This is a genomic window from Staphylococcus sp. MI 10-1553 (assembly GCF_010365305.1).
Lineage (GTDB): Bacteria > Bacillota > Bacilli > Staphylococcales > Staphylococcaceae > Staphylococcus.
Map to the genome: position 1 here is coordinate 1,948,598 of NZ_CP048279.1, position 23,138 is coordinate 1,971,735.

Here is a 23,138-nt window from a genome sequence, read left to right on the forward strand (position 1 = left end):
TTATACATTCAAAACTAGATAGTAAGTATATTTATCACAAGCATTACCTTATGAACCATTATTTTGATTAAGTCTTCGATCGATTAGTATTCGTCAGCTCCACGTATCGCTACGCTTCCACCTCGAACCTATTAACCTCATCATCTTTGAGGGATCTTATAACCGAAGTTGGGAAATCTCATCTCGAGGGGGGCTTCATGCTTAGATGCTTTCAGCACTTATCCCGTCCATACATAGCTACCCAGCTATGCCGTTGGCACGACAACTGGTACACCAGAGGTATGTCCATCCCGGTCCTCTCGTACTAAGGACAGCTCCTCTCAAATTTCCTACGCCCACGACGGATAGGGACCGAACTGTCTCACGACGTTCTGAACCCAGCTCGCGTACCGCTTTAATGGGCGAACAGCCCAACCCTTGGGACCGACTACAGCCCCAGGATGCGATGAGCCGACATCGAGGTGCCAAACCTCCCCGTCGATGTGAACTCTTGGGGGAGATAAGCCTGTTATCCCCGGGGTAGCTTTTATCCGTTGAGCGATGGCCCTTCCATGCGGAACCACCGGATCACTAAGTCCGTCTTTCGACCCTGCTCGACTTGTAGGTCTCGCAGTCAAGCTCCCTTATGCCTTTACACTCTATGAATGATTTCCAACCATTCTGAGGGAACCTTTGAGCGCCTCCGTTACTCTTTAGGAGGCGACCGCCCCAGTCAAACTGCCCGCCTGACACTGTCTCCCAGCACGATAAGTGCTGCGGGTTAGAAATCCAATACAATTAGGGTAGTATCCCACCAATGCCTCCACGTAAGCTAGCGCTCACGCTTCTAAGGCTCCTACCTATCCTGTACAAACTGTACCGAATTTCAATATCAGGCTACAGTAAAGCTCCACGGGGTCTTTCCGTCCTGTCGCGGGTAACCGGCATCTTCACCGGTACTATGATTTCACCGAGTCTCTCGTTGAGACAGTGCCCAAATCGTTACGCCTTTCGTGCGGGTCGGAACTTACCCGACAAGGAATTTCGCTACCTTAGGACCGTTATAGTTACGGCCGCCGTTTACTGGGGCTTCGATTCGTAGCTTCGCTTGCGCTAACCACTCCTCTTAACCTTCCAGCACCGGGCAGGCGTCAGCCCCTATACGTCACCTTACGGTTTAGCAGAGACCTGTGTTTTTGATAAACAGTCGCTTGGGCCTATTCACTGCGGCTCTTCGAAGCGTGAACCTCAAAGAGCACCCCTTCTCCCGAAGTTACGGGGTCATTTTGCCGAGTTCCTTAACGAGAGTTCGCTCGCTCACCTTAGAATTCTCATCTTGACTACCTGTGTCGGTTTGCGGTACGGGCACCATTATTCTAGCTAGAGGCTTTTCTCGGCAGTGTGAAATCAACGACTCGAGGAACAAGTTCCTCTCCCCATCACAGCTCAATCTTAAGAGTGCCGGATTTGCCTAACACTCAATCTCACTGCTTGGACGTGCACTCCAACAGCACGCTTCGCCTATCCTACTGCGTCCCCCCATCGCTTAAAACGAATCATGGTGGTACAGGAATATCAACCTGTTATCCATCGCCTACGCCTGTCGGCCTCAGCTTAGGACCCGACTAACCCAGAGCGGACGAGCCTTCCTCTGGAAACCTTAGTCAATCGGTGGACGGGATTCTCACCCGTCTTTCGCTACTCACACCGGCATTCTCACTTCTAAGCGCTCCACATGTCCTTGCGATCATGCTTCAACGCCCTTAGAACGCTCTCCTACCATTGTCCAAAGGACAATCCACAGCTTCGGTAATATGTTTAGCCCCGGTACATTTTCGGCGCAGTGTCACTCGACTAGTGAGCTATTACGCACTCTTTAAATGATGGCTGCTTCTAAGCCAACATCCTAGTTGTCTGGGCAACGCCACATCCTTTTCCACTTAACATATATTTTGGGACCTTAGCTGGTGGTCTGGGCTGTTTCCCTTTCGAATATGGACCTTATCACCCACATTCTGACTCCCAAGTTAAATTATTTGGCATTCGGAGTTTGTCTGAATTCGGTAACCCGAGAGGGGCCCCTCGTCCAAACAGTGCTCTACCTCCAATAATCATCACTTGAGGCTAGCCCTAAAGCTATTTCGGAGAGAACCAGCTATCTCCAAGTTCGATTGGAATTTCTCCGCTACCCTCAGTTCATCCGCTCACTTTTCAACGTAAGTCGGTTCGGTCCTCCATTCAGTGTTACCTGAACTTCAACCTGACCAAGGGTAGATCACCTGGTTTCGGGTCTACGACCAAATACTCATTCGCCCTATTCAGACTCGCTTTCGCTACGGCTCCACATTTTCTGCTTAACCTTGCATCAGATCGTAACTCGCCGGTTCATTCTACAAAAGGCACGCCATCACCCATTAACGGGCTCTGACTACTTGTAAGCACACGGTTTCAAGTTCTCTTTCACTCCCCTTCCGGGGTACTTTTCACCTTTCCCTCACGGTACTGGTTCACTATCGGTCACTAGAGAGTATTTAGCCTTAGGAGATGGTCCTCCCAGATTCCGACGGAATTTCACGTGCTCCGTCGTACTCAGGATCCACTCAAGAGAGAATTCATTTTCGACTACAGGATTATTACCTTCTATGATTAACCTTTCCAGGTTATTCGTCTAACAAATTCTTTTGTAACTCCGTACAGAGTGTCCTACAACCCCAATAAGCAAGCTTATTGGTTTGGGCTCTTCCCGTTTCGCTCGCCGCTACTCAGGGAATCGATTTTTCTTTCTCTTCCTCCGGGTACTAAGATGTTTCAGTTCTCCGGGTCTGCCTTCTTGCATGCTATGTATTCACATGCAGATAACACGACATAACTCGTGCTGGGTTTCCCCATTCGGAAATCTCTGGATCAAAGCTTACTTACAGCTCCCCAAAGCATATCGTCGTTAGTAACGTCCTTCATCGGCTTCTAGTGCCAAGGCATCCACCGTGCGCCCTTAATAACTTAATCTAAACGTTATGATAAACGCTCGCATTCTTCCTTATTTCTTTCTTTGCTTGTTCATTTACGAAAAGTAAACTTCACTGCGCTCATCAAGAAATGCGTTGACTGACAAGCGTTTTCATCAACGTTTGTGCAATCAAAATACGATGCTTACCATCACCAGTTATTAATTATGTGAGTCGTCAAATGACGACTAGCGATAATTTTTGTTTCAAGCTTTTAAACGCTTGTCACTCGGTTTTGCTTGGTAAAATCTATACTTACTTATCTAGTTTTCAATGTACAAATCATTCTGAATCCTCAAATAAATGAGCATTCAAAACTGAATACAATATGTCACGTTAATCCGCTTATCACCTAATGGTGATATTCCGTATATTATCCTTAGAAAGGAGGTGATCCAGCCGCACCTTCCGATACGGCTACCTTGTTACGACTTCACCCCAATCATTTGTCCCACCTTCGACGGCTAGCTCCAAATGGTTACTCCACCGGCTTCGGGTGTTACAAACTCTCGTGGTGTGACGGGCGGTGTGTACAAGACCCGGGAACGTATTCACCGTAGCATGCTGATCTACGATTACTAGCGATTCCAGCTTCATGTAGTCGAGTTGCAGACTACAATCCGAACTGAGAACAACTTTATGGGATTTGCTTGACCTCGCGGTTTTGCTGCCCTTTGTATTGTCCATTGTAGCACGTGTGTAGCCCAAATCATAAGGGGCATGATGATTTGACGTCATCCCCACCTTCCTCCGGTTTGTCACCGGCAGTCAACTTAGAGTGCCCAACTGAATGATGGCAACTAAGCTCAAGGGTTGCGCTCGTTGCGGGACTTAACCCAACATCTCACGACACGAGCTGACGACAACCATGCACCACCTGTCACTTTGTCCTCCGAAGAGGAAAACTCTATCTCTAGAGCGGTCAAAGGATGTCAAGATTTGGTAAGGTTCTTCGCGTTGCTTCGAATTAAACCACATGCTCCACCGCTTGTGCGGGTCCCCGTCAATTCCTTTGAGTTTCAGTCTTGCGACCGTACTCCCCAGGCGGAGTGCTTAATGCGTTAGCTGCAGCACTAAGGGGCGGAAACCCCCTAACACTTAGCACTCATCGTTTACGGCGTGGACTACCAGGGTATCTAATCCTGTTTGATCCCCACGCTTTCGCACATCAGCGTCAGTTACAGACCAGAAAGCCGCCTTCGCCACTGGTGTTCCTCCATATCTCTGCGCATTTCACCGCTACACATGGAATTCCACTTTCCTCTTCTGCACTCAAGTTTTCCAGTTTCCAATGACCCTCCACGGTTGAGCCGTGGGCTTTCACATCAGACTTAAAAAACCGCCTACGCGCGCTTTACGCCCAATAATTCCGGATAACGCTTGCCACCTACGTATTACCGCGGCTGCTGGCACGTAGTTAGCCGTGGCTTTCTGGTTAGGTACCGTCAAGATGTGCACAGTTACTTACACATTTGTTCTTCCCTAACAACAGAGCTTTACGATCCGAAGACCTTCATCACTCACGCGGCGTTGCTCCGTCAGGCTTTCGCCCATTGCGGAAGATTCCCTACTGCTGCCTCCCGTAGGAGTCTGGACCGTGTCTCAGTTCCAGTGTGGCCGATCACCCTCTCAGGTCGGCTACGTATCGTCGCCTTGGTAAGCCGTTACCCCACCAACTAGCTAATACGGCGCGGGTCCATCTATAAGTGACAGCAAAACCGTCTTTCACTGTAGAACCATGCGGTTCAACATGTTATCCGGCATTAGCCCCGGTTTCCCGGAGTTATTCCAGTCTTATAGGTAGGTTACCCACGTGTTACTCACCCGTCCGCCGCTAACGTCAAAGGAGCAAGCTCCTCATCTGTTCGCTCGACTTGCATGTATTAGGCACGCCGCCAGCGTTCATCCTGAGCCAGGATCAAACTCTCCATAAAAGAAGTAAGCTTGATATAGCTCGTTGATTGTTTAAGTCAATCACTCTTGAAAGTACTTTTGAAGTACTCAAATTATCGGAATTAACGTTGACATATTGTCATTCAGTTTTCAATGTTCATTTTAATTTAATTCATGGAGCGGGTGATGAGAATCGAACTCACAACATCAGCTTGGAAGGCTGAGGTTTTGCCATTAAACTACACCCGCTTATTTAATTTAAGTGATGGTTGATGCGGCCGAGAGGACTTGAACCTCCACGGGATTTCTCCCACTAGGCCCTCAACCTAGCGCGTCTGCCATTCCGCCACGACCGCTTGGAAAGACGTTTTCGTTTTTTAGAACGATATTTATTATATTATATAGTGTTAGTAATGTCAACACTTTTTTAATATTTTTTTAATGTTTGTAATCTGTCTTTAACAATCACTTTTTGCGACGTATTTTAGAATACAATATTTTGTCATCAATGTCAAACATCATTTCGAACTGTCTACAACTTTTTTGGCGACTCTGTTATTATAATCATTCACACAAATAATGTCAACACAAACCGCATTATTTTTAAACTTTTTACTTTTCCTATAGTACATATTACATAAATAAACTCAATCATTCAAAAAAGGCACTATCGCTCACCTTCTCCATTTAGCGTATAGTGCCTAAACAACTTATAAGTACCTTTTCAACTTTAAACGTCCACCACATCGACCACACCGCATCTTAACTACATTTACTTTTCTAATTCGAACATAACTACTTTGACACGATTGGCATTCATATTCATAGTTCGCTCTTGATGCATAACTTTCGGTCGGTTGACAAAATCTCGGTGCCCCCACTTTTTCAGCTAACACTTTAAAATCTCTATCTTTATGCTGGTGCCCTCTACCACTCAAATGCAAAAAGTAATGACACAATTCATGTTTAATAATATCTACAAGTGCTTGCTCACCAAAATGTTCGTATTGCTTAGGATTAATTTCAATATCATGTGAAGTTAACATATAACGTCCACCCGTTGTACGTAGACGTCGATTAAAGTAAATACGATGTTTAAAAGGGATACCAAAATGCTCAAATGCAATTTGTTCAGTGAGTTGTTGCAAAGTTTCATTATTCATTTGGATCAATCATTGTCAGTGCTACTTTCCCTTTATTTTCATCAATATTTTCAATCCAAACTTCTACAATGTCTCCAACACTTACAATGTCCATCGGGTGCTTGACAAACTTTTTAGCGAGTTTTGAAATGTGTACCAAACCGTCTTGCTTAATGCCGATATCGACAAAGGCACCGAAATCGACGACATTACGCACTGTTCCATTCAATTTAATACCTTTTGATAAATCCTCTATCGACAATACATCTGATTTTAATTCAGGTGTTTCATAATTATCTCGAGGATCACGGTTCGGTGCAATTAATGACTTCACGATATCTTCTAACGTAGGTACACCGATGTTTAACTTAGTCGCATAACTTTCTATATCCAATGTTGATAACGCTTTTGCTAAAATTGGTGTGCCAATATCTGTAATTTTGAGCTCTAAACTTTCTAATAATTGATAAGTCGCATCATAACTTTCTGGATGAATCGCTGTATTGTCTAACGGTTCTTTACCATTCACAATACGTAAAAAACCGATACTTTGTTCAAACGTTTTTGCACCTAATCGTTTAACTTTATTCAGTTGGCGATGATGGGTAATGGCACCATTTTCTTCACGATACAACACAATGTTATCAGCAATTTGTCGTGATAATCCTGACACGTACTGAAGTAATGTACTTGATGCCGTATTGACATCAACACCGACTTGGTTAACAGCAGTTTCAACTACAAAGTCAAGTGCAGCATCTAACGCCTTTTGGTTCACGTCGTGTTGATATTGTCCGACTCCTATCGACTTAGGATCAATTTTAACGAGTTCACTTAAAGGATCTTGTACACGTCTTCCAATCGATACGGCACTACGCTCTTCCACTTGAAAATCAGGAAATTCGGCACGCGCAATCTCAGATGCCGAATACACGGAAGCCCCTGCCTCGTTCACAATAATGTACTGAACATCAAGTTGGTGTTCCTGAATCATTCGTGCTACAAATTGTTCCGTTTCGCGACTCGCTGTTCCATTTCCTATCGCAATTAAATTAATGTCGAAGTCTTTCACGATTTTTAAGAAGATTTTTTCAGCTTCATCCACTTTAGATACAGGTGGATGTGGATACATCACTGATTTTTCTATAAATGTTCCATACGGATTAATAACAGCCAATTTACAACCAGTTCGAAACGCGGGATCTACACCTAAAATTTGCTTTCCTTTTAATGGCGGTTGTAATAACAGATTTTTCAAGTTTTCACTAAACAAAGTCATCGCTTGTGCTTCTGCGCGCTCAGTTAAATCTGTTCTTATTTCACGTTCAATGGAAGGAAAAATTAAACGTTTCATCGCGTCGTCAATCGCTTCTCCCACAATTGTCGATAATTCGTTAAGGCCTTTGACTTCTCGCTTTTTAATATTTTGTGTCAAAGTCGCTTTGTCCATTTCAATTTTGACTTGCAATATTTTTTCATTTTCACCACGATTCATCGCTAAAATACGATGATTCGCAACTTGACGGATGGGTTCTTGATAATCATAATACATTTCAAAAACGCCTTTTTCATCCTCAGCGTTTTTCTTTTTCTGTACTGTAATCAACCCTTCTTTTTGCGTCAATTTCAAAATTTGTTTGCGATATTGTGGATGATCTGCAATTCTTTCAGCAATAATATCCTGTGCACCTTGAATCACATCTTCCACTGTTGTTACTTCATCAGTTAAAAACGCGTGTGCTTTATTCTCAATATCAGCGTCTAACTGTTGACGATAAATCCATTCTGCTAAAGGTTCGAGGCCTTTACGTTTCGCCTCTGTTGCACGCGTCTTTTTCTTTTGTTTATATGGACGATACAAATCTTCAACACGTTGTAATTTCGTTTGCTGTTGAATGGCTTGTCGAAGTTCATCCGTTAATAAGCCCTGTTGCTCAATGCTATGTATCACTTCATCTTTTCGCTTTTGCAGCTGTTCCATATAGTGATATTCATCGGCAATTTGTTTGATTTCGACTTCATCTAAACCGCCCGTCACTTCTTTACGGTAACGTGCAATAAAAGGCACAGTATTTTTTTCTTCTAATAATTTCAGTACCGCTTCAATATGTTGAATGGGAAACTGATGTTGTTTATGTATTGCTTGTACAAAATGATTTGCCAAAAATAATCACCGCTTTCTCAATCTTTTCTCCTACATTTTAACATGTATCGCATAAAGTATGTCAGTCAGAACGTAAAAAACATGAGCGCAATAGACCGCTCAAAACAAGCTAATGTGACGTTTGGCAACCCCCGGAAAACGACGGTTGTGTCTCTACCTCCCCCAAAAAGATAAAAGGATTGATATGTTCACCATCTCTTTTGAAAAGTTCGTCCAGATTGCAAAAACCAACCGCGACTCCTGGGATCAATTGCGAATCAATATGATAAACCTTCAACTTTGAGAGTGGATCCTGTTTAACGCAGTAGCTGTCTGACTTCTCAATGCTTCCGCTATTGAGAAGCCTAGTCAGCCTTACGGGAGCAGTACGACAAAACCTTTGTTACACATGAGATTTCTGTACTGCTACCGAAAATCCAATTCGGCTTCCATCTGATGTTCACTTCAATCAAGCCGAATTGAGTTGAGGCAAGACCCCTGGGAAAGCGCAAAATGGCCTAGAAACCTACTTTAAAAACAAAAAAGGACTGGAACCCAACATCCCAATCCTTTTATCACACCACTATTTTCTCGCAGCCTCCTGCAATTTCTTAATGGCTGTTCTTTGTAACCGTGAGACATGCATCTGACTTAATCCGATACGTTCTCCCGTTTCTTTTTGACTCAATCCATCAATAAATGTACATTGAATAATTTCTCTTTCACGATCTGTTAAAATAGGAAGTATACGTTCTAATATCATCCGCTTCTCAGTCAACTCATAATTGTCGTCTTGTTGACCCATAATATCCAACAATGTCACTGTAGAGCCATCTTTATCTGCTTCAATGGAATGGTCGACGCTTAAAGCGTTATAACTTTGTCCCATTTCCATTGCTTCTAACACATCTTCATCCGAAACTTCAAGACGTTCTGCAATTTCACTAATTGACGGTGAACGTCCTAATTCATTTGTTAGCTCATCGCTCACTTTTTTGATTCTCGGCCCTATTTCTTTAATTCTACGTGGGACGTGGACGCTCCATGTTTTATCCCTTAAGTAGCGCTTAATTTCACCTATGACAGTGGGGACTAAAAAAGCTTCGAATTTTCTATCAAATGATAAATCAAATCGATTTATCGCACCAATCAGTCCTACCATACCAACCTGTACTAAATCTTCGTGATGTGATTGACCTTTTGAGTATTTATAAGCTAAGGATTCAATCAGTTTTTCATAATGTTTAACAAGTTTTTCTTGTGCTTCATTATCCTCATTGTTCTGATACGCTTGAATCCATTGGTTGATTTGTTCAGGTGAAACACCATTAGCTGATTTCGACTCTTTCGTCATTATTTCGCACCTGCTCTTTTCTAATATACTTAATCATACTAATCGTAACGCCAGTTTCTTTATCAACTGTGACCTCATCCATCAACGATTCGATTAAGAATAAACCTAACCCACCTTCTCTTAAAAAGTCAATATTTTCATTTTCTTCGTAAGGGCCTAGATTTTGTTTTGTCTCTTGATAATTAAAACTATCACCTTGGTCAGAAACAATGATTTTAATGCGATCTGTTTCAAGTTCAAAACACACATGAATGTAGCCTTGTTCTTCTTTATCTTTATAAGCATGTTTAACAGCATTCGTCACTGCTTCACTCACAGCAATTTTAGCGTCTTCAATGTCATCATAATGCGCACCAGCACGTGTAAACACACCCGATAGTGTCAAACGAATTAAACTGACATACTCAGCAGAAGCAGGAAGTCGCATTTCAATGATATCATTGGATTGCATCATCATTCGACCTCCGTTCCTTCGTTGACATGCATCAAATCATTCAGACCTGTAATTTCAAACAAGCGTTTAATGCGATCATTCACACCTAAAATGTATAATTGTTTCTCGTGTTGATTTAATGCTTTTAAAGTTCCTACAAATAATCCTAAACCTGTTGAATCCATATAGTTTAACTTTTCTAAATTAACATAAATATCGTGTGTACCTGCTTGGCGTATAGGGACGAGCACTTTTTCAAGTTCCGGAACTGTGGCAACGTCAAGTTCACCGGTTACTGCGACATCATAATGTGTTTCATGCTTTTCGGTTTCTATATTAAGGTTCATTATTGATTACACTCCTACTTTATTCTCTACTTGTTCAGTTTACCCATTTCAATACATCAATAATCTCATTTTTTAAACTTTAGTGCACGCGCTTAATAATTAAAATGGTTAAATCATCTCGTTTGCCTGTTTTTTGCAATCTCAGTAATTCTTCATACAAGAGTTGGACGATATCTTGTGGATGTAATTGTTTGTATGCAAGTATAAAATCAAGTAAATAACAAGTATCAATAAACTCGCCGTCTTCTTTTCGAATTTCGGTCACACCATCTGTAAAAACGATAATCATATCATCAATGTTAATGGCTATTTCTTGTTGTTGATATCTTACATGTGGGCTTACACCTAATACACGACCTCGAACTGTAATTTCTTCAAATGTGTCAGATTCCGCTCTGAAAATATAACCCGGTTCATGCCCTGCCGAACTACAGTAAAGGACATGATTAATCTCTTCATAAAGTCCATAAAACATAGTCACGAACATGTTTTGATTGATGTTTTTTTCTACGACTCGATTTAAACGTTTCAAACCATCGTTAGGGAGTTGAGAATGGCCGTACGAATCCATGCCAAACTTAATCATACTCATGGCTAATGCAGCTGGAATCCCTTTACCAATGACATCCGCGACCGCAAAACTCATCGTGCCATCTTTATGATCAATTAAGTTAAAATAATCACCACTCACATGTTGAGCCGCAACAGAAATCACTCCGATTTGAATGCTATCGAATTGTGGAATGTTTGTTTTAAGCATCGTTTGTTGTAAACGTGAAGCGACATCCAATTCTTTATCATGGACTTCAACACGGTCAACCAATGCTTTATAATCTTCATAATCATAACCAAAGCTACCAATGACCGCTCTTAGAACATCTAAAATAGCTATCATATCTTCACTTGACAATTCGTGAATCTGGACATATTTTTTATGTATATCTACAAATTCTTCTGGTAATAAAGCATCATCAGATAAATTTTCAGAAAAAGAATGCGCTTGATTTAGAACATTTGATTTACTTTCACTTTGCAAAAATTGATCAACAAGTTGAAAGTATCGCGATTCATTCTGATTTGTCATTAAACGTTCTCCTTCCACTAAAAACTGTAAAAGGCTTTAGGAGCATTATCCTAAAGCCTATTTATGATGATTTATGTGCAGTCCTAAACTAATACCAATCGCATTGTTAACCTCTTTCATCTTCTTATCAGACAAAAACGTTAACTTTTCTTTCAATCTTTTCTTATCGACTGTCCGAATTTGTTCTAGTAAAATAACAGAATCTTTATCGAGCTTATATTTATTTTTTTCGATTTCGACATGCGTTGGTATCTTTGCCTTATTAATCCGACCGGTAATTGCGGCTACAATCACAGTGGGACTATACTTATTTCCAGTGTCATTTTGAATAATGACAACGGGCCTTACTCCCCCCTGTTCAGAACCCTGTACTGGTGATAAATCTGCTAAATAAACATCTCCGCGCTTCATTTAGTCTTCCTTATAATCAGATGTCAAGTGTGATTCATTACAATCGCAAGCTTCACATTCAACTGAGTACGCTTCAGTCGCTAGGGAGAGATTCAAATCTGCCATCTGTACATAACCTTCTTTTAATGACTGTTCTAAATTTTTAAATCTTGTTTGATTGAATGCTGACATAAATAGGACCTCCATATCAATACAACACATTAAAAAATTCTTTTATTATGTTCATCATAACAAAAATATGGAGGAATAACCATACTATTTTAACAATTCGTTGGATATTTCGACCATTTCTTCTACATGATATAAGCGAGGCACTCTTCTTCCTATATTGCATAATACTTCATAATTAATGGTTTGTTGTTGGGCTGCAAGACTTTCGACAGATTGTGACGTGTGCGCTTGATCATCAATTAAAATCACTTGATCACCCGGTCGAACTGTTGTAGGTACACGAATTGCTGTACGATCCATACTCACGCGCCCTACAATCTCACATTCAGTCTCCCTAATTCTGACATTTGACCCTTGCATTGAACGTAAATAGCCATCTGCATAGCCAATCGGTAATAAAGCAATCGTCATATCTTCAGATGCTGTATATGTTTGACCATAACCTACCGTCTCACCTTTTAACAACGACTTTACTTCCATCACTTCTGTCACGAGTTGAACAGCCGGCGTTAGTTGTGCAGTCGCAATACTTTCAATAAATGCTGAAGGATAGTAGCCATACATCGCAATACCTGGTCTAAAAGCATTACATAATGACGGATTGAAACGTAAAGTTCCTGCAGAATTTTGCATATGAATATAAGCAGGATGTGCTGTACTTTCAATAATTTCTTCAAATCGTTCATATTGTAAATGGGCTGAATCGTTATCCTCATCTGCTGAATGAAAATGTGAAAAAGCCCCTTCAAATACAAGATTTTCTTGAGATTGTATTAAAGCAATAATTTCATGATACGCTTCTATATCTTTCACACCTAACCGATTCATCCCTGTATCTACTTTAATATGTAACCATAATGTCTTTTCATTATCTTCTTCAATTTCAGCAATCGCCGCTTCTAACCATGCTTTTGACGTAACCGTTACTGCAACACGGTGCTGAATAGCTTTATTAATGGCATCTGGGGGAATACTCGATAAAATCAAAATCTTCTCCTTGATTCCGTGCATTCTCAACTCAATCGCTTCGTCCAAAGTCGCCACACAGAAAAACTCAGCGCCTAACTGACTTAAATGTTGAGCAATTTGTATACTCCCAAGACCGTATGCATTCGCCTTAACGACAGGCATCATCGTTTTATTCGGTTGTAATTTCGTTAATGCATAATAATTATCCGTAATCGCATCTAAATTCACTTTCATCGTGGTGGTGCGATAATATTTTTCTGACATGATTGTCATCCTTCCTCTATCTATATTCGTCCATTATTGTTCTAAAATCACTTGTGCGGCTGCATAATGTTCTGTATGTGTGATGGAAACATGTACGCGATAGCCTGCCATTTGAATTGTAGGTTTGCCAAGCGCATCATTTTCACAATGAATTTGTTTGAATGTAATGTCCTTACCAATCCCTGTACCTAACGCTTTACTGAATGCCTCTTTCACCGCAAATCGACCAGCTAAAAATTCGACACGGCGTCGGTCAGTCGTATAATCTCTATAACGTTCAAGTTCTCGTTCTGATAAAATACGTTCTGGAAAGCGGGGTTGACGTTGTACAGTTTCTATAATTCGGGCTATTTCAACTAAATCGAGTCCTACACCATATATCATAAAGGTCCCTCTTCTTTTTCGTCGTGTTCTACTAACGGCATTGCTTCTGATGTTTGTACTTTCGCATCCTTTTGTTTAATAAATGCCATCACTTTTTGAGCGGTTTCTTTATCAATCAACGTCACATCGACATTGCCTCCAGCTGTGGAAAGTGTCAATGTCGCTAACTGATATTTTCGCATCAACCATCCTTCTTTAAAATCGACGTTTTGAATTCTAAAAGTTGGAATACGTGTTTGTTTAATCATCATAAACCCTTTTCGTACTGTAACGATATGCGAATCGTATGTGTAGCCAAACGTACGATATTGATAAATCGGTTTAAGCCACACATCGACAATAAGTTGGAGGAGCAGTACGATTGCCAATATGATGATCAGTGCTATCGTGAATCGATCCCAATCTAAGAAATAACTTAATACGATAGCACCAATTAACAATAGCGTGATGATGGCTGACATAATCAACGCAGCGATACGCATCACTTTAACGCCACTTTCACTCATCTTTTCCATTGACATCTCCACCTCCTAAATACCATTGTTTATTGCGTGTGACTATAGCCTGATTCTCAAAGCGTAACCCAAAATCTTTAGAAACTGAACCACTTGCGATAGTAAAATCAAAATGCGCTAACTGGTTACGTTGCATCAAAGGGTGCGCTGTTTGTTGGAAACCTAAAATTTTATCCTTTTTAAAAGTCGTCGTTTTAAAACCAAACCATGTCACTTTACGAATCGACACTTCTTCGTCAGTAAACACTGAACCTGACATACGCGTCGCAATCACACTATGAATAATCAAATAAAAAATAATGACTGCGATCGGTATCCATGTCCACACCCACCAATAATAATGAATCAGTGCACCTATAGCGATTAAAATGACTGACGGAATCCAAAAACGTCGGTGAAAACCTTGCCAAGGCAGGCCAGTTTCAACCGGCTGAAACGAATAAACCGGTATGAGAGATGCCAAAATTTTAGTCCCTTCTCGTCGTTTAATGAACGGCAACACCATAATTTCACCTGACGCAAAATCATCCTCCATATCGACTTCCATATCACTTGTAATAATAAAATGATATGACGTAAAGCCAAACAAATGTCTAAAAAAGGATTTCTTTTCTTGGACCGCTTGTAATTTAGCGATAGGCAGCGATAAGTTGGTCACTTTTAATAAGCCATAGCGAATTTTTAAAAAGTCACCTGAACGTGTTAAAGTGAATCGGTAATATCTCACCATTGTAATGATGACGCCCACAATATAAGCAATCATGAGAATCCCAATCACTAATGTAATGACTAACGCTACTAAATTCTTAATCCAATTCTCGACTTGTTCAAACAAACCTTCCCACGGGATAATATCTTCAAATGCAGCAAAAATTGGCCCAACCGTTGCTAATGTGACAAAAACAGCACCACTCGTCATCGCCATTAATAATAAATTTTGCGTAGATAATTGATAAATCATTTCTGTAGGTGCTTGCTTTGTGATAGTTGGTGTGTCTTCGTAATAATCATCTGTACTAATTTTTGAATTTTCGGACTGAACTTGTCTTCCATCTTCACTTTCTATTCTCGACTTGACTTTCTCTATTTCCTCTTGAATCCATTGACTCTGCTTTTTCGTCACCATATTTAAATCAATACCATCACTTGGTGTTTTGATCGTGAGTTTCACTCCACTTACCAATTGATGCACAATCGGTTGTATAGTGTCCATGGATTGGATGCGACGAATATTAAGTTCTTTTTGTTCTATGTTAAACAAGCCACTTTTCACAATAAAATAATCGCCTTCAATCCAGTAGCTCGTTCGATAGATTTCAATCGTTCGGTTAATGAAAACGATAGTAAACGATATTGCGATGAAGCCTGGCCATATATAATTGGTCCAATCTGTAAAATCAAAGCTATCTAGTTGAAAGAATACAAATATGATAATAAAAAGAAAATTACGCTTTACTGCATCGATAATACTTAAAACGTACGAAATAGGGTGCAACTTTTGAGGACTATACATCACTGTCACCCCCTTTTAATTGCGCAAGACAGAATGATTCAATCTCTGTAATCGTGTCGTCATAAAGTAACGGCAACACTAACTCATGTCCAGCTGTATAAAAGGTCAATCGATTCAGTTGAAAACGTCTCATCAATGGCCCCGCTTTACGTCTCACATACTGGATACGTTCGATTTGAATCACTTCATTGCGTTTGAACCACCAGTTCTTTTGAATTTCAATATAACTGTCCGTCACGCGGTAATAATAGTAACGATAAAGGAGTATTGGGTGAATGATATAATAAAAAATATCAATCAGCACGAGTCCGATGAAAATATAAGTCCCGTAAAACGGCATGTCGTAGTAAAACCATACAGCGAGTGCAGCTGTTAAGATGATTAAAGTTGCGATGAATTGACAGAAATACCATAACTTTAAATAACGACGTGCAGGTTCGGGACTTTGAGTACATTCAAGTTGCATGTTGACAGTCACTCCCTAGTAAATTTAGCATTATTATATCATAAACTTTTTTCATTCTGATAGTTCGATATGTAGGTTATAGACAGAATTCATTTCAGCCACAATGCGATGAGGTTACAGATTCATCCTGCTTTAGACCCGAAACTTGCGCGTCACCTCTTTAAAAAGGCATCAAAAAAGCAGCACGTACATCTCCATTGAAATGCACTGTACTGCTGTTTAATTAAATGCACGAACGCTGATTATTTTTGATGATCCGCAAATGTGCGTCCTTTTTTCACTTTTGTTTCTCTTTTATGTTTGAAGTTGCCTTTTTTATTACCACTTGGCTTATGATTACGTCCTGCTTTTGAATGACGTTTGTTGTTGCCACCTTTACGATTGCCTTTTGGTGAACGACCATTTTTACGTGCAAGTGGTTTTTCAAATGTTAATTGTACATCGACTTCATCATTTGATTCTACTAATTCTTGTAGTAACGCTGTCACAAGTTCAGTTTGATCATATGTTTCTAGAAGTTGTTTTGCGATGTTTTCTACTCGTGGTTCTTTCGTAGCGTCCATCCAACTTTGAACTTTGCTCTTAATTTCATCTTCACGTGCTTTTAATACTTCTTTACGATGTGGCGGTCTTAAAGCGCGCATTTGACGACGGTTCGTTTGCTCGATTTGACGGATATAATCCATTTCAATTGGGTTAACAAATGTTACAGCGATACCATGTTTACCCGCACGACCTGTACGTCCGATACGGTGTGTGTAACTTTCTATATCTTGTGGAATGTCAAAGTTATAAACGTGACTCACACCTGAAATGTCTAATCCTCTAGCCGCAACGTCTGTCGCAACTAAAATATCAATTTGGTCGTTTTTGAACTTTTTCAATACTTCTAAACGTTTCGCCTGTGTAATATCACCGTGTAAACCTTCAGCTTTGTAACCTTTTGAAAGTAACGCACTTGTTAACTCATCGACACGGCGTTTTGTACGACCGAACACAATTGCTAACTCAGGTTGGTGTACATCTAAGAAATTTGTAAATGTATCGAATTTTTCAAGTTCTTTAACGATTGTATAATATTCGTCGATTTGTGGGTCAGAAATTTCATTATTCATCGTTTTAATAATACGTGGCGATTTCATAAATCTTTGTACTAATTCTTGAATCGCTTTTGGCATTGTTGCCGAGAATAACATCGTTTGACGGTTTTCTGATGGCAATTTATCCATAATATAACGCATATCGTCAATGAAGCCCATGTTCATCATTTCGTCCGCTTCATCTAAAATTAACGTTTCGATTTGTTGTGGTTTTAATGTACGGCGATTAAGGTGGTCAATCACACGACCTGGTGTACCCACTACGATTTGTGGTCCGCGTTTTAAAGATTTAATTTGACGGTCGATAGGCATACCACCAAATACAGTCACGACTTGGACTTTTTGACCACGGCTGAATTCACGTAATTGTTCAGCTACTTGCATCGCTAATTCACGTGTAGGTGCTAAAATTAAAGCACGCACGCCTTCTTTCCCAACAACTTTTTCGATCAATGGGATACCAAAGGCACCTGTTTTTCCTGTTCCGGTCTGCGCTTGACCTAGGATATCAATGTTTTCGAGTGCAAATGGGATACTATCTTTTTGGATGGGTGTCGGCTCCGTAAATCCCATTGCCTCGAGGGTTTCAGCTGTACGTTCTGAAACGCCTAATTCTGTAAATTTTTGCAAAGTAATTCTCCTTTTTTGAATCATCATTCTTATATATTTTTGTCAAATAAGATTAATCTAACTTCTACATATTACCATTTTCGTCACAATACCGCAATAAACGAAAGTTCACTATCATTTAAATTCTTATATATTCTCTATGCTTTTAATTCGTATCACTGTAGGGTTTAAGACCTCTTTTTATACATGCCAAATAATAAATTTTAGTGCCTTCATTTTTATTTTTTTAATTAAAAATGGAACAAAGGCAGTGATTATTCACGGCTTCGTTCCATTCTTTATGTTATTCTGCTTGCACGAGCGCTTCGACAACTTCTTCTAAATGCATACCTCGAGACGCTTTAACGAGGACGACGCTGTTTTGTTCTACGATAGAAGTCAAATAACGAATCAATTTATCTTTTTGATCAAAATGAATCGCCTCATTCACGAACGCCTTGCCCTTTTCATGAATCGCCATCGCACCTTCACCAAACGTATACAGTTGATCAATGCCTTTATTTTCGAGGTAGGACCCAACACTCGCATGCAATTGACGTGATTGTTCACCAAGTTCTAGTACATCACCGAGTACCAACATTGTGTCACCTTTCATATGACTCAACGTATCAATCGCAGCCTTCATACTCGTTGGACTTGCATTATACGCATCATTAATGACCATCGCACCATTCGGCGTCATAAACTTCTGCATACGCATATCTGTCAGCTTGAGCGACGTCAATTGCTGTTGAATTTGTCCATCTGTTAAGCCCATTATTCGCCCAACTGTAATCGCAATCGTCGCATTACGCATATTATGTTCACCTAAAATAGGAATCGTGTAGGTCACGTCGTCATTCACTGTAAACGTAATACCGTCTTCAAGATGTAACACCATTTGACATTGCATATCATTCGTAGCTGACAAACCAACACTCACTTGATGCGCAGTTGTTAACGTGTCTACATGGGGTTTTAACAATGGTTCGTCCCCATCGTAAATGAAATAACCGTCTGATTTTAAACCTGTCACAATTTCAAATTTCGCTTTGGCAATCCCTTCTCTTGATCCTAAATCTTGCATATGAGATTCGCCGATATTCGTAATCACCGCAAAATCCGGTTGCGCAATGTCGGACAGTAATTCAATTTCATGAAAACCTGACATCCCCATTTCTAAAATTGAAACTTCCGTATCTTCATTCAACTCTAAAATCGTTAATGGCATGCCGATTTCGTTATTGTAATTGCCTTGCGTTTTTTGAACACGGAATTTTCCAGATAAGACGTTTTCCAACATATCTTTTGTCGTCGTCTTTCCGTTTGAACCTGTTACAGCAATCACAGTAGGCGCGACATGTTGTAAATACGCTTTTGCCAACTGTTGCAGTGCAGTCAATGTATTTTCTACAAAAATGACTGGTCCGTTTGTTGGTGCAGTCATTGTACTGTCTTGTTGAAAAAACGTCGCACCTGCCCCATCGTTCAATGCTTGTTCACTGTACTGATGGCCATCTACATTTTCACCTTTGAATGGAATGAATAACTGACCTTTTTGAATATGTCTCGAATCGATTGTGACGCCCTTAATTTCAACATCTAAGTATTGTGGTTCGATTTCACAGTCTACCCATTCGGCAAGTTGTTTCAGCGTTATATTTATCATCGTCAAAACTCCTAATCAATTCGGTGTTTATTTTTTTGTTTATCTTCGTAACGTGCCTTCGCAAGATCGATTAACTTTGTAATTAATTCTGAATAAGAAACACCCATATTTTCCCATAATTTCGGATACATACTATACGCTGTAAATCCAGGCATCGCATTCGTCTCGTTAATGAAAATTTGGTTGTCAGACGTCACGAAAAAGTCCGCACGTAACAAGCCTGAACAGTCTGTCGCTTTAAATGCTTCTACAGCCATATTGCGTAAAGTCATTTGTACTTCTTGATCAAGGTCAGCCGGAATAGCGAGCTTTACTTTACCGTCTTTATATTTTGATTTATAGTCGTAGAAAGCGACATCTTTGACAACTTCACCTGGCCAAGTCGTTTCAGGGTAGTCATTGCCTAATACTGCCACTTCAATCTCACGTGCATCCACACCTTGTTCAATGACAAGCTTACGGTCAAATTGGAAAGCTTCTTCAATCCCTTTAATTAAAGACGCTTCATCGTCACACTTACTAATACCAACACTTGAACCTAAGTTCGCAGGCTTAACGAACACCGGAAACTCTAACTTATCATGGACAAGCTTAATAATATTTTTACGATATTTTTCGTATTCACTTCTTAAAAAGCTCACGTATGGTAATTGCGGTAGACCGCGATGTGCAAATAATTGTTTCATCACAAGTTTATCCATTGAACTTGATGCCGCTAACACACCATTCCCCACATATGGAAGGTCTAGCACTTCAAATAATCCTTGAATCGTCCCATCTTCACCATTAGGTCCGTGTAATAATGGGAATACCGCATCATAACGACCGCCTTGACTACTTTCTGTTAACATGGCTGAAATATCACTTGTCGGGACGTCATCAATACGTAAAGCTTCAACGTCAGTAATGTCTTCAGTAATATTGTCCATTTTTTTCCATTGACCATCATTCGTAATATAAATAATATCGATGTGGTAACGCGCTTTATCAATTGCATTCAATACATTTTGTGCGGTTAAAATTGACACATCATGTTCGGCACTTTTACCACCATAAATGATACATAATGCTTCTTTCGACATAACTCCGCCTCCATAATTTTTATCTAAATTCCATATTACCATGACTCTCATTTGTATTGCATTTATTTTCCGAGATTATTAGCAATTTGATTACAACTTATGTAAAATCGGTATATAATGACAATATAGAATTTATATATAAAGGAGATTGGCATGGTATCCTCTCGTCAACTAACGCAGAAGTCGTTTTTGCGCCGCTTAGATTGGCCACTCATCGCACTGATTACGATTCTTTGTATCATTAGTGTCACGACGATCCATTCGGCAATGGGTGGCGGTCAATATAGCCTTGATTTCGGTGTAAGACAGATTTTTTATTACATACTAGGTGCAATCATTGCGTTCATGATTATGCTGTTTTCACCTAAAAAGATTCGCAATTACACTTATATGGTATACATTATCTTTAATATTTTACTTTTTGGTTTAATCATACTACCAGAATCTTCCATTACACCCGTGATTAACGGTGCAAAAAGTTGGTATCGTTTCGGTCCAATCAGCATCCAACCTTCAGAATTTATGAAAATCGTACTTATTTTGGTGATTTCAAAGGTTGTCGCGCAACATAATCGTTTCACCTTCAATAAGTCTTTTCAAACAGACGTCATGTTACTGTTAAAAATTGCAGGTGTGAGTTTAGTACCTGTCGCGTTAATTTTATTACAAAACGACTTAGGTACGACACTCGTCTTTTTAGCGATTATTGCTGGTATTGTGATTGTAAGTGGTGTCACATGGAAAATTTTAGCCCCTTTATTTGGTGGCGCAATCGTCCTAGGAGTCGGCTTAGTCCTATCTATTATTTATAAACCGAGCTTGATTGAGAATGTAGCAGGCATTAAAACGTATCAATTAGGTCGTATCAATTCTTGGCTAGACCCTTATTCATACAGTTCTGGGGATGGCTTCCATTTAACAGAATCATTAAAAGCCATTGGTTCAGGTCAGCTGATTGGTAAAGGATTATATAATGGAGAAGTTTATATTCCGGAAAACCATACAGACTTTATTTTTTCAGTTATTGGAGAAGAATTTGGCTTTTTAGGATCCGTCATCTTATTAGGTATCTTTTTATTATTACTTCTTCACTTAATTCGAATGGCGATGAATTCGGACGACCTGTTTAACAAATCATTCATTATCGGTTATATTAGTTTATTGTTATTCCATATTTTCCAAAACATTGGCATGACCATTCAACTTTTACCGATTACAGGTATCCCGTTACCATTTATTAGTTATGGTGGAAGTTCGCTTTGGAGTCTTATGTCAGGGGTTGGTGTGTTATTGAGTATTCATTACCATACACCGAAAAAGTATAACGATGAAGCACCTACACAAAAACGTACAACATCATATTAAGAAAGAGGTTGAGGGACAATAACGTTTCCCCAACCTCTTTTTTAATTAATGATTTGTTTTGCGTCGTCGCGTGAAGAGTGCGATGACACCTAGTGCAATCATGGATAGTGCAAGTGCTGTTTGACCGATTGTATTGATTTGTGGTTCCCCTGCTGCCGGTAACATTTTTGCTGCTTTATCTTGTTGCTTCATCGCTTGATTTGTATCTGCTTGTTGTTTCGCTGGTGCCACTTTTGCAGATGCCATCTTTTTATCTGCTTGTGCAGTTTGCGTTGGCACACCTTTTTTCTTCTTATCTTGTGGTGATGCTTTTGAAGTCTTTGCTACTTTTTGTGCATCACTAGTTTTGGCATCTCCAGTAGCATCAATGTGTTTAACACTTGGTCCTACTAATGCTGGTGGTTCAATTTGTAAATCACTAGCTACCGTATCTTGATCATCTGCAGGCGCAAAAACCAAATCTTTCATGGCATTTGGATCTTCAACTTTTAAAATATCGTAATGTGGATTCGTATTCGCTTCCGTAATTGATCCATCTTTATTCAACACACCATATGGAACTGCGCCTTCTGGTGGATTGGTTGCCATACGTTTTAAATACGCAGCATCATCTTCACCTTCTAAATGCGGGTAAATGTATGTAGGTTGATGGATTGTAGGTGTCGCATCTTTTTTAGCCTCATCCTTAACCGTCACTTTCGGAGCATCTGTAGCATCATTTTCCGCTGCTTGTGTGTCATGCGCATAAACTTGCGTCGCTGCTGTAGCAATTAAACCTGTAACAACTAATTTTTTTAACATATACATCCATCCATTCTTAGAAGTAAATTTCATCATGGTGACTTAGTAACTGTAGACACCCCCTAATCCATCAACCATTTATTTTTAGCATCATGGATTAAGATTCACTCTCACACAACCTCTATCTTTAATGCCATTATACATTACAAACACAATTATATACAACAATACATTGTAATTTTTATAATTTTATTACATATTATTTATTTTTTTATATTTCAAAATACTTACACGATACTAGTGAATGCTGATAAAATTCGACATGTTTTCTACTCAATTTCCACTACTCCCCAAAACAAATTTAAGTATGGTGAGCAATTTTGATGTTGATTTGGTCACATCTACCTTGTTTTTTCAACACTATGTAACCACTACGACTTCGATTGTGTAATCGGGTTCTCATTTTACTATATGTTGATTTTGGGTTGCGGACCTGGCC

Annotated in this window: 18 protein-coding genes, 2 tRNA genes and 2 rRNA genes; 1 reads left to right on the forward strand and 21 read right to left on the reverse strand. The window is 39.8% G+C overall.

Annotated elements, in window-relative coordinates; translation table 11 throughout:
* Positions 1-63: 63 nt before the first annotated feature.
* From GZH82_RS09050 to GZH82_RS09145, 20 genes are all read right to left on the reverse strand, one after another.
* Positions 64-2,985, reverse strand: a 23S ribosomal RNA gene (locus tag GZH82_RS09050).
* 382 nt (positions 2,986-3,367) lie between these two features.
* Positions 3,368-4,918: ribosomal RNA gene (locus GZH82_RS09055) — 16S ribosomal RNA — on the reverse strand.
* Together the 16S and 23S rRNA genes with 2 tRNA genes alongside form the textbook arrangement of a ribosomal RNA operon.
* Positions 4,919-5,052: 134 nt before the next feature.
* Positions 5,053-5,126 (reverse strand) — tRNA-Gly (locus tag GZH82_RS09060).
* A gap of 24 nt (positions 5,127-5,150) precedes the next feature.
* Positions 5,151-5,233: transfer RNA gene (locus GZH82_RS09065), tRNA-Leu, on the reverse strand.
* 354 nt (positions 5,234-5,587) lie between these two features.
* Positions 5,588-6,040 carry a SprT family protein gene (locus GZH82_RS09070; protein ID WP_162682223.1) on the reverse strand — a complete coding sequence of 151 codons (453 nt, stop codon included), beginning with the start codon at positions 6,038-6,040 and terminating at the stop codon, positions 5,588-5,590.
* On the reverse strand, positions 6,033-8,183 hold the full coding sequence (locus GZH82_RS09075; RefSeq protein WP_162682224.1) for a Tex family protein: 2,151 nt from the start codon (positions 8,181-8,183) through the stop codon (positions 6,033-6,035). Before GZH82_RS09075 ends, GZH82_RS09070 begins: the two co-directional genes overlap by 8 nt.
* Before the next feature lie 562 nt (positions 8,184-8,745).
* Positions 8,746-9,516 (reverse strand): RNA polymerase sigma factor SigB, encoded by a 771-nt coding sequence (gene sigB, locus GZH82_RS09080; protein ID WP_162682225.1) that lies wholly within the window; start codon positions 9,514-9,516, stop codon positions 8,746-8,748.
* Complete coding sequence (gene rsbW / locus GZH82_RS09085) at positions 9,491-9,970, reverse strand: anti-sigma B factor RsbW (RefSeq protein WP_203232800.1); 480 nt, start codon at positions 9,968-9,970, stop codon at positions 9,491-9,493. The genes sigB and rsbW overlap by 26 nt, the downstream gene beginning before the upstream one ends.
* Positions 9,970-10,296: an anti-sigma factor antagonist gene (locus GZH82_RS09090; protein WP_162682227.1), complete on the reverse strand. Its 327-nt coding sequence runs from the start codon at positions 10,294-10,296 to the stop codon at positions 9,970-9,972. The genes rsbW and GZH82_RS09090 overlap by 1 nt, the downstream gene beginning before the upstream one ends.
* A 79-nt stretch (positions 10,297-10,375) precedes the next feature.
* Entirely contained in the window at positions 10,376-11,380 is a 1,005-nt protein-coding gene (locus GZH82_RS09095) for a SpoIIE family protein phosphatase (RefSeq protein ID WP_162682228.1), read from the reverse strand.
* 57 nt (positions 11,381-11,437) lie between these two features.
* A complete protein-coding gene (locus GZH82_RS09100; protein WP_162682229.1) occupies positions 11,438-11,791 on the reverse strand; it encodes a type II toxin-antitoxin system PemK/MazF family toxin in 354 nt (117 codons plus the stop codon).
* The gene (gene mazE, locus GZH82_RS09105) at positions 11,792-11,962 is read right to left on the reverse strand and encodes a type II toxin-antitoxin system antitoxin MazE (protein WP_019169265.1); all 171 of its coding nucleotides are present in this window, start codon (positions 11,960-11,962) and stop codon (positions 11,792-11,794) included.
* An 84-nt stretch (positions 11,963-12,046) separates the two neighbouring features.
* Positions 12,047-13,195, reverse strand: a complete 1,149-nt coding sequence (gene alr / locus GZH82_RS09110) for an alanine racemase (protein WP_162682230.1) — start codon at positions 13,193-13,195, stop codon at positions 12,047-12,049.
* Positions 13,196-13,228: 33 nt separating this feature from the next.
* On the reverse strand, positions 13,229-13,579 hold the full coding sequence (acpS, locus tag GZH82_RS09115; protein ID WP_162682231.1) for a holo-ACP synthase: 351 nt from the start codon (positions 13,577-13,579) through the stop codon (positions 13,229-13,231).
* Complete coding sequence (locus GZH82_RS09120; RefSeq protein WP_162682232.1) at positions 13,576-14,094, reverse strand: PH domain-containing protein; 519 nt, start codon at positions 14,092-14,094, stop codon at positions 13,576-13,578. Before GZH82_RS09120 ends, acpS begins: the two co-directional genes overlap by 4 nt.
* Entirely contained in the window at positions 14,078-15,607 is a 1,530-nt protein-coding gene (locus GZH82_RS09125) for a PH domain-containing protein (RefSeq protein ID WP_162682233.1), read from the reverse strand. Before GZH82_RS09125 ends, GZH82_RS09120 begins: the two co-directional genes overlap by 17 nt.
* Positions 15,600-16,073, reverse strand: a complete 474-nt coding sequence (locus GZH82_RS09130; RefSeq protein ID WP_162682234.1) for a PH domain-containing protein — start codon at positions 16,071-16,073, stop codon at positions 15,600-15,602. The genes GZH82_RS09125 and GZH82_RS09130 overlap by 8 nt, the downstream gene beginning before the upstream one ends.
* A 242-nt stretch (positions 16,074-16,315) precedes the next feature.
* A complete protein-coding gene (cshA, locus tag GZH82_RS09135) occupies positions 16,316-17,803 on the reverse strand; it encodes a degradosome RNA helicase CshA (protein ID WP_162682235.1) in 1,488 nt (495 codons plus the stop codon).
* A gap of 283 nt (positions 17,804-18,086) precedes the next feature.
* Positions 18,087-19,451, reverse strand: coding sequence for a UDP-N-acetylmuramoyl-tripeptide--D-alanyl-D-alanine ligase (locus GZH82_RS09140; protein ID WP_162682236.1), 1,365 nt, complete (start codon positions 19,449-19,451; stop codon positions 18,087-18,089).
* An 11-nt stretch (positions 19,452-19,462) separates the two neighbouring features.
* The gene (locus GZH82_RS09145) at positions 19,463-20,533 is read right to left on the reverse strand and encodes a D-alanine--D-alanine ligase (protein ID WP_162682237.1); all 1,071 of its coding nucleotides are present in this window, start codon (positions 20,531-20,533) and stop codon (positions 19,463-19,465) included.
* A 153-nt stretch (positions 20,534-20,686) separates the two neighbouring features.
* On the opposite strand from GZH82_RS09145, the gene GZH82_RS09150 reads away from it, so the two are divergent.
* Positions 20,687-21,898, forward strand: coding sequence for an FtsW/RodA/SpoVE family cell cycle protein (locus tag GZH82_RS09150; protein WP_162682238.1), 1,212 nt, complete (start codon positions 20,687-20,689; stop codon positions 21,896-21,898).
* A 45-nt stretch (positions 21,899-21,943) separates the two neighbouring features.
* Here GZH82_RS09150 and GZH82_RS09155 read toward each other — a convergent pair whose 3' ends face one another.
* Positions 21,944-22,735, reverse strand: coding sequence for a peptidase (locus GZH82_RS09155; protein ID WP_238989551.1), 792 nt, complete (start codon positions 22,733-22,735; stop codon positions 21,944-21,946).
* Positions 22,736-23,138 lie beyond the last annotated feature (403 nt).

Excerpts from the sequence above, each read along its gene's own strand:
- GZH82_RS09070 (WP_162682223.1), bottom strand. The coding sequence starts at position 6,040 with ATGAATAATGAAACTTTGCAACAACTCACTGAACAAATTGCATTTGAG.
- sigB (WP_162682225.1), bottom strand. The coding sequence starts at position 9,516 with ATGACGAAAGAGTCGAAATCAGCTAATGGTGTTTCACCTGAACAAATC.
- rsbW (WP_203232800.1), bottom strand. The coding sequence starts at position 9,970 with ATGATGCAATCCAATGATATCATTGAAATGCGACTTCCTGCTTCTGCT.
- GZH82_RS09090 (WP_162682227.1), bottom strand. The coding sequence starts at position 10,296 with ATGAACCTTAATATAGAAACCGAAAAGCATGAAACACATTATGATGTC.
- GZH82_RS09095 (WP_162682228.1), bottom strand. The coding sequence starts at position 11,380 with ATGACAAATCAGAATGAATCGCGATACTTTCAACTTGTTGATCAATTT.
- GZH82_RS09100 (WP_162682229.1), bottom strand. The coding sequence starts at position 11,791 with ATGAAGCGCGGAGATGTTTATTTAGCAGATTTATCACCAGTACAGGGT.
- mazE (WP_019169265.1), bottom strand. The coding sequence starts at position 11,962 with ATGTCAGCATTCAATCAAACAAGATTTAAAAATTTAGAACAGTCATTA.
- alr (WP_162682230.1), bottom strand. The coding sequence starts at position 13,195 with ATGTCAGAAAAATATTATCGCACCACCACGATGAAAGTGAATTTAGAT.
- acpS (WP_162682231.1), bottom strand. The coding sequence starts at position 13,579 with ATGATATATGGTGTAGGACTCGATTTAGTTGAAATAGCCCGAATTATA.
- GZH82_RS09120 (WP_162682232.1), bottom strand. The coding sequence starts at position 14,094 with ATGGAAAAGATGAGTGAAAGTGGCGTTAAAGTGATGCGTATCGCTGCG.
- GZH82_RS09125 (WP_162682233.1), bottom strand. The coding sequence starts at position 15,607 with ATGTATAGTCCTCAAAAGTTGCACCCTATTTCGTACGTTTTAAGTATT.
- GZH82_RS09130 (WP_162682234.1), bottom strand. The coding sequence starts at position 16,073 with ATGCAACTTGAATGTACTCAAAGTCCCGAACCTGCACGTCGTTATTTA.
- GZH82_RS09140 (WP_162682236.1), bottom strand. The coding sequence starts at position 19,451 with ATGATAAATATAACGCTGAAACAACTTGCCGAATGGGTAGACTGTGAA.
- GZH82_RS09145 (WP_162682237.1), bottom strand. The coding sequence starts at position 20,533 with ATGTCGAAAGAAGCATTATGTATCATTTATGGTGGTAAAAGTGCCGAA.
- GZH82_RS09150 (WP_162682238.1), top strand. The coding sequence starts at position 20,687 with ATGGTATCCTCTCGTCAACTAACGCAGAAGTCGTTTTTGCGCCGCTTA.
- GZH82_RS09155 (WP_238989551.1), bottom strand. The coding sequence starts at position 22,735 with ATGATGAAATTTACTTCTAAGAATGGATGGATGTATATGTTAAAAAAA.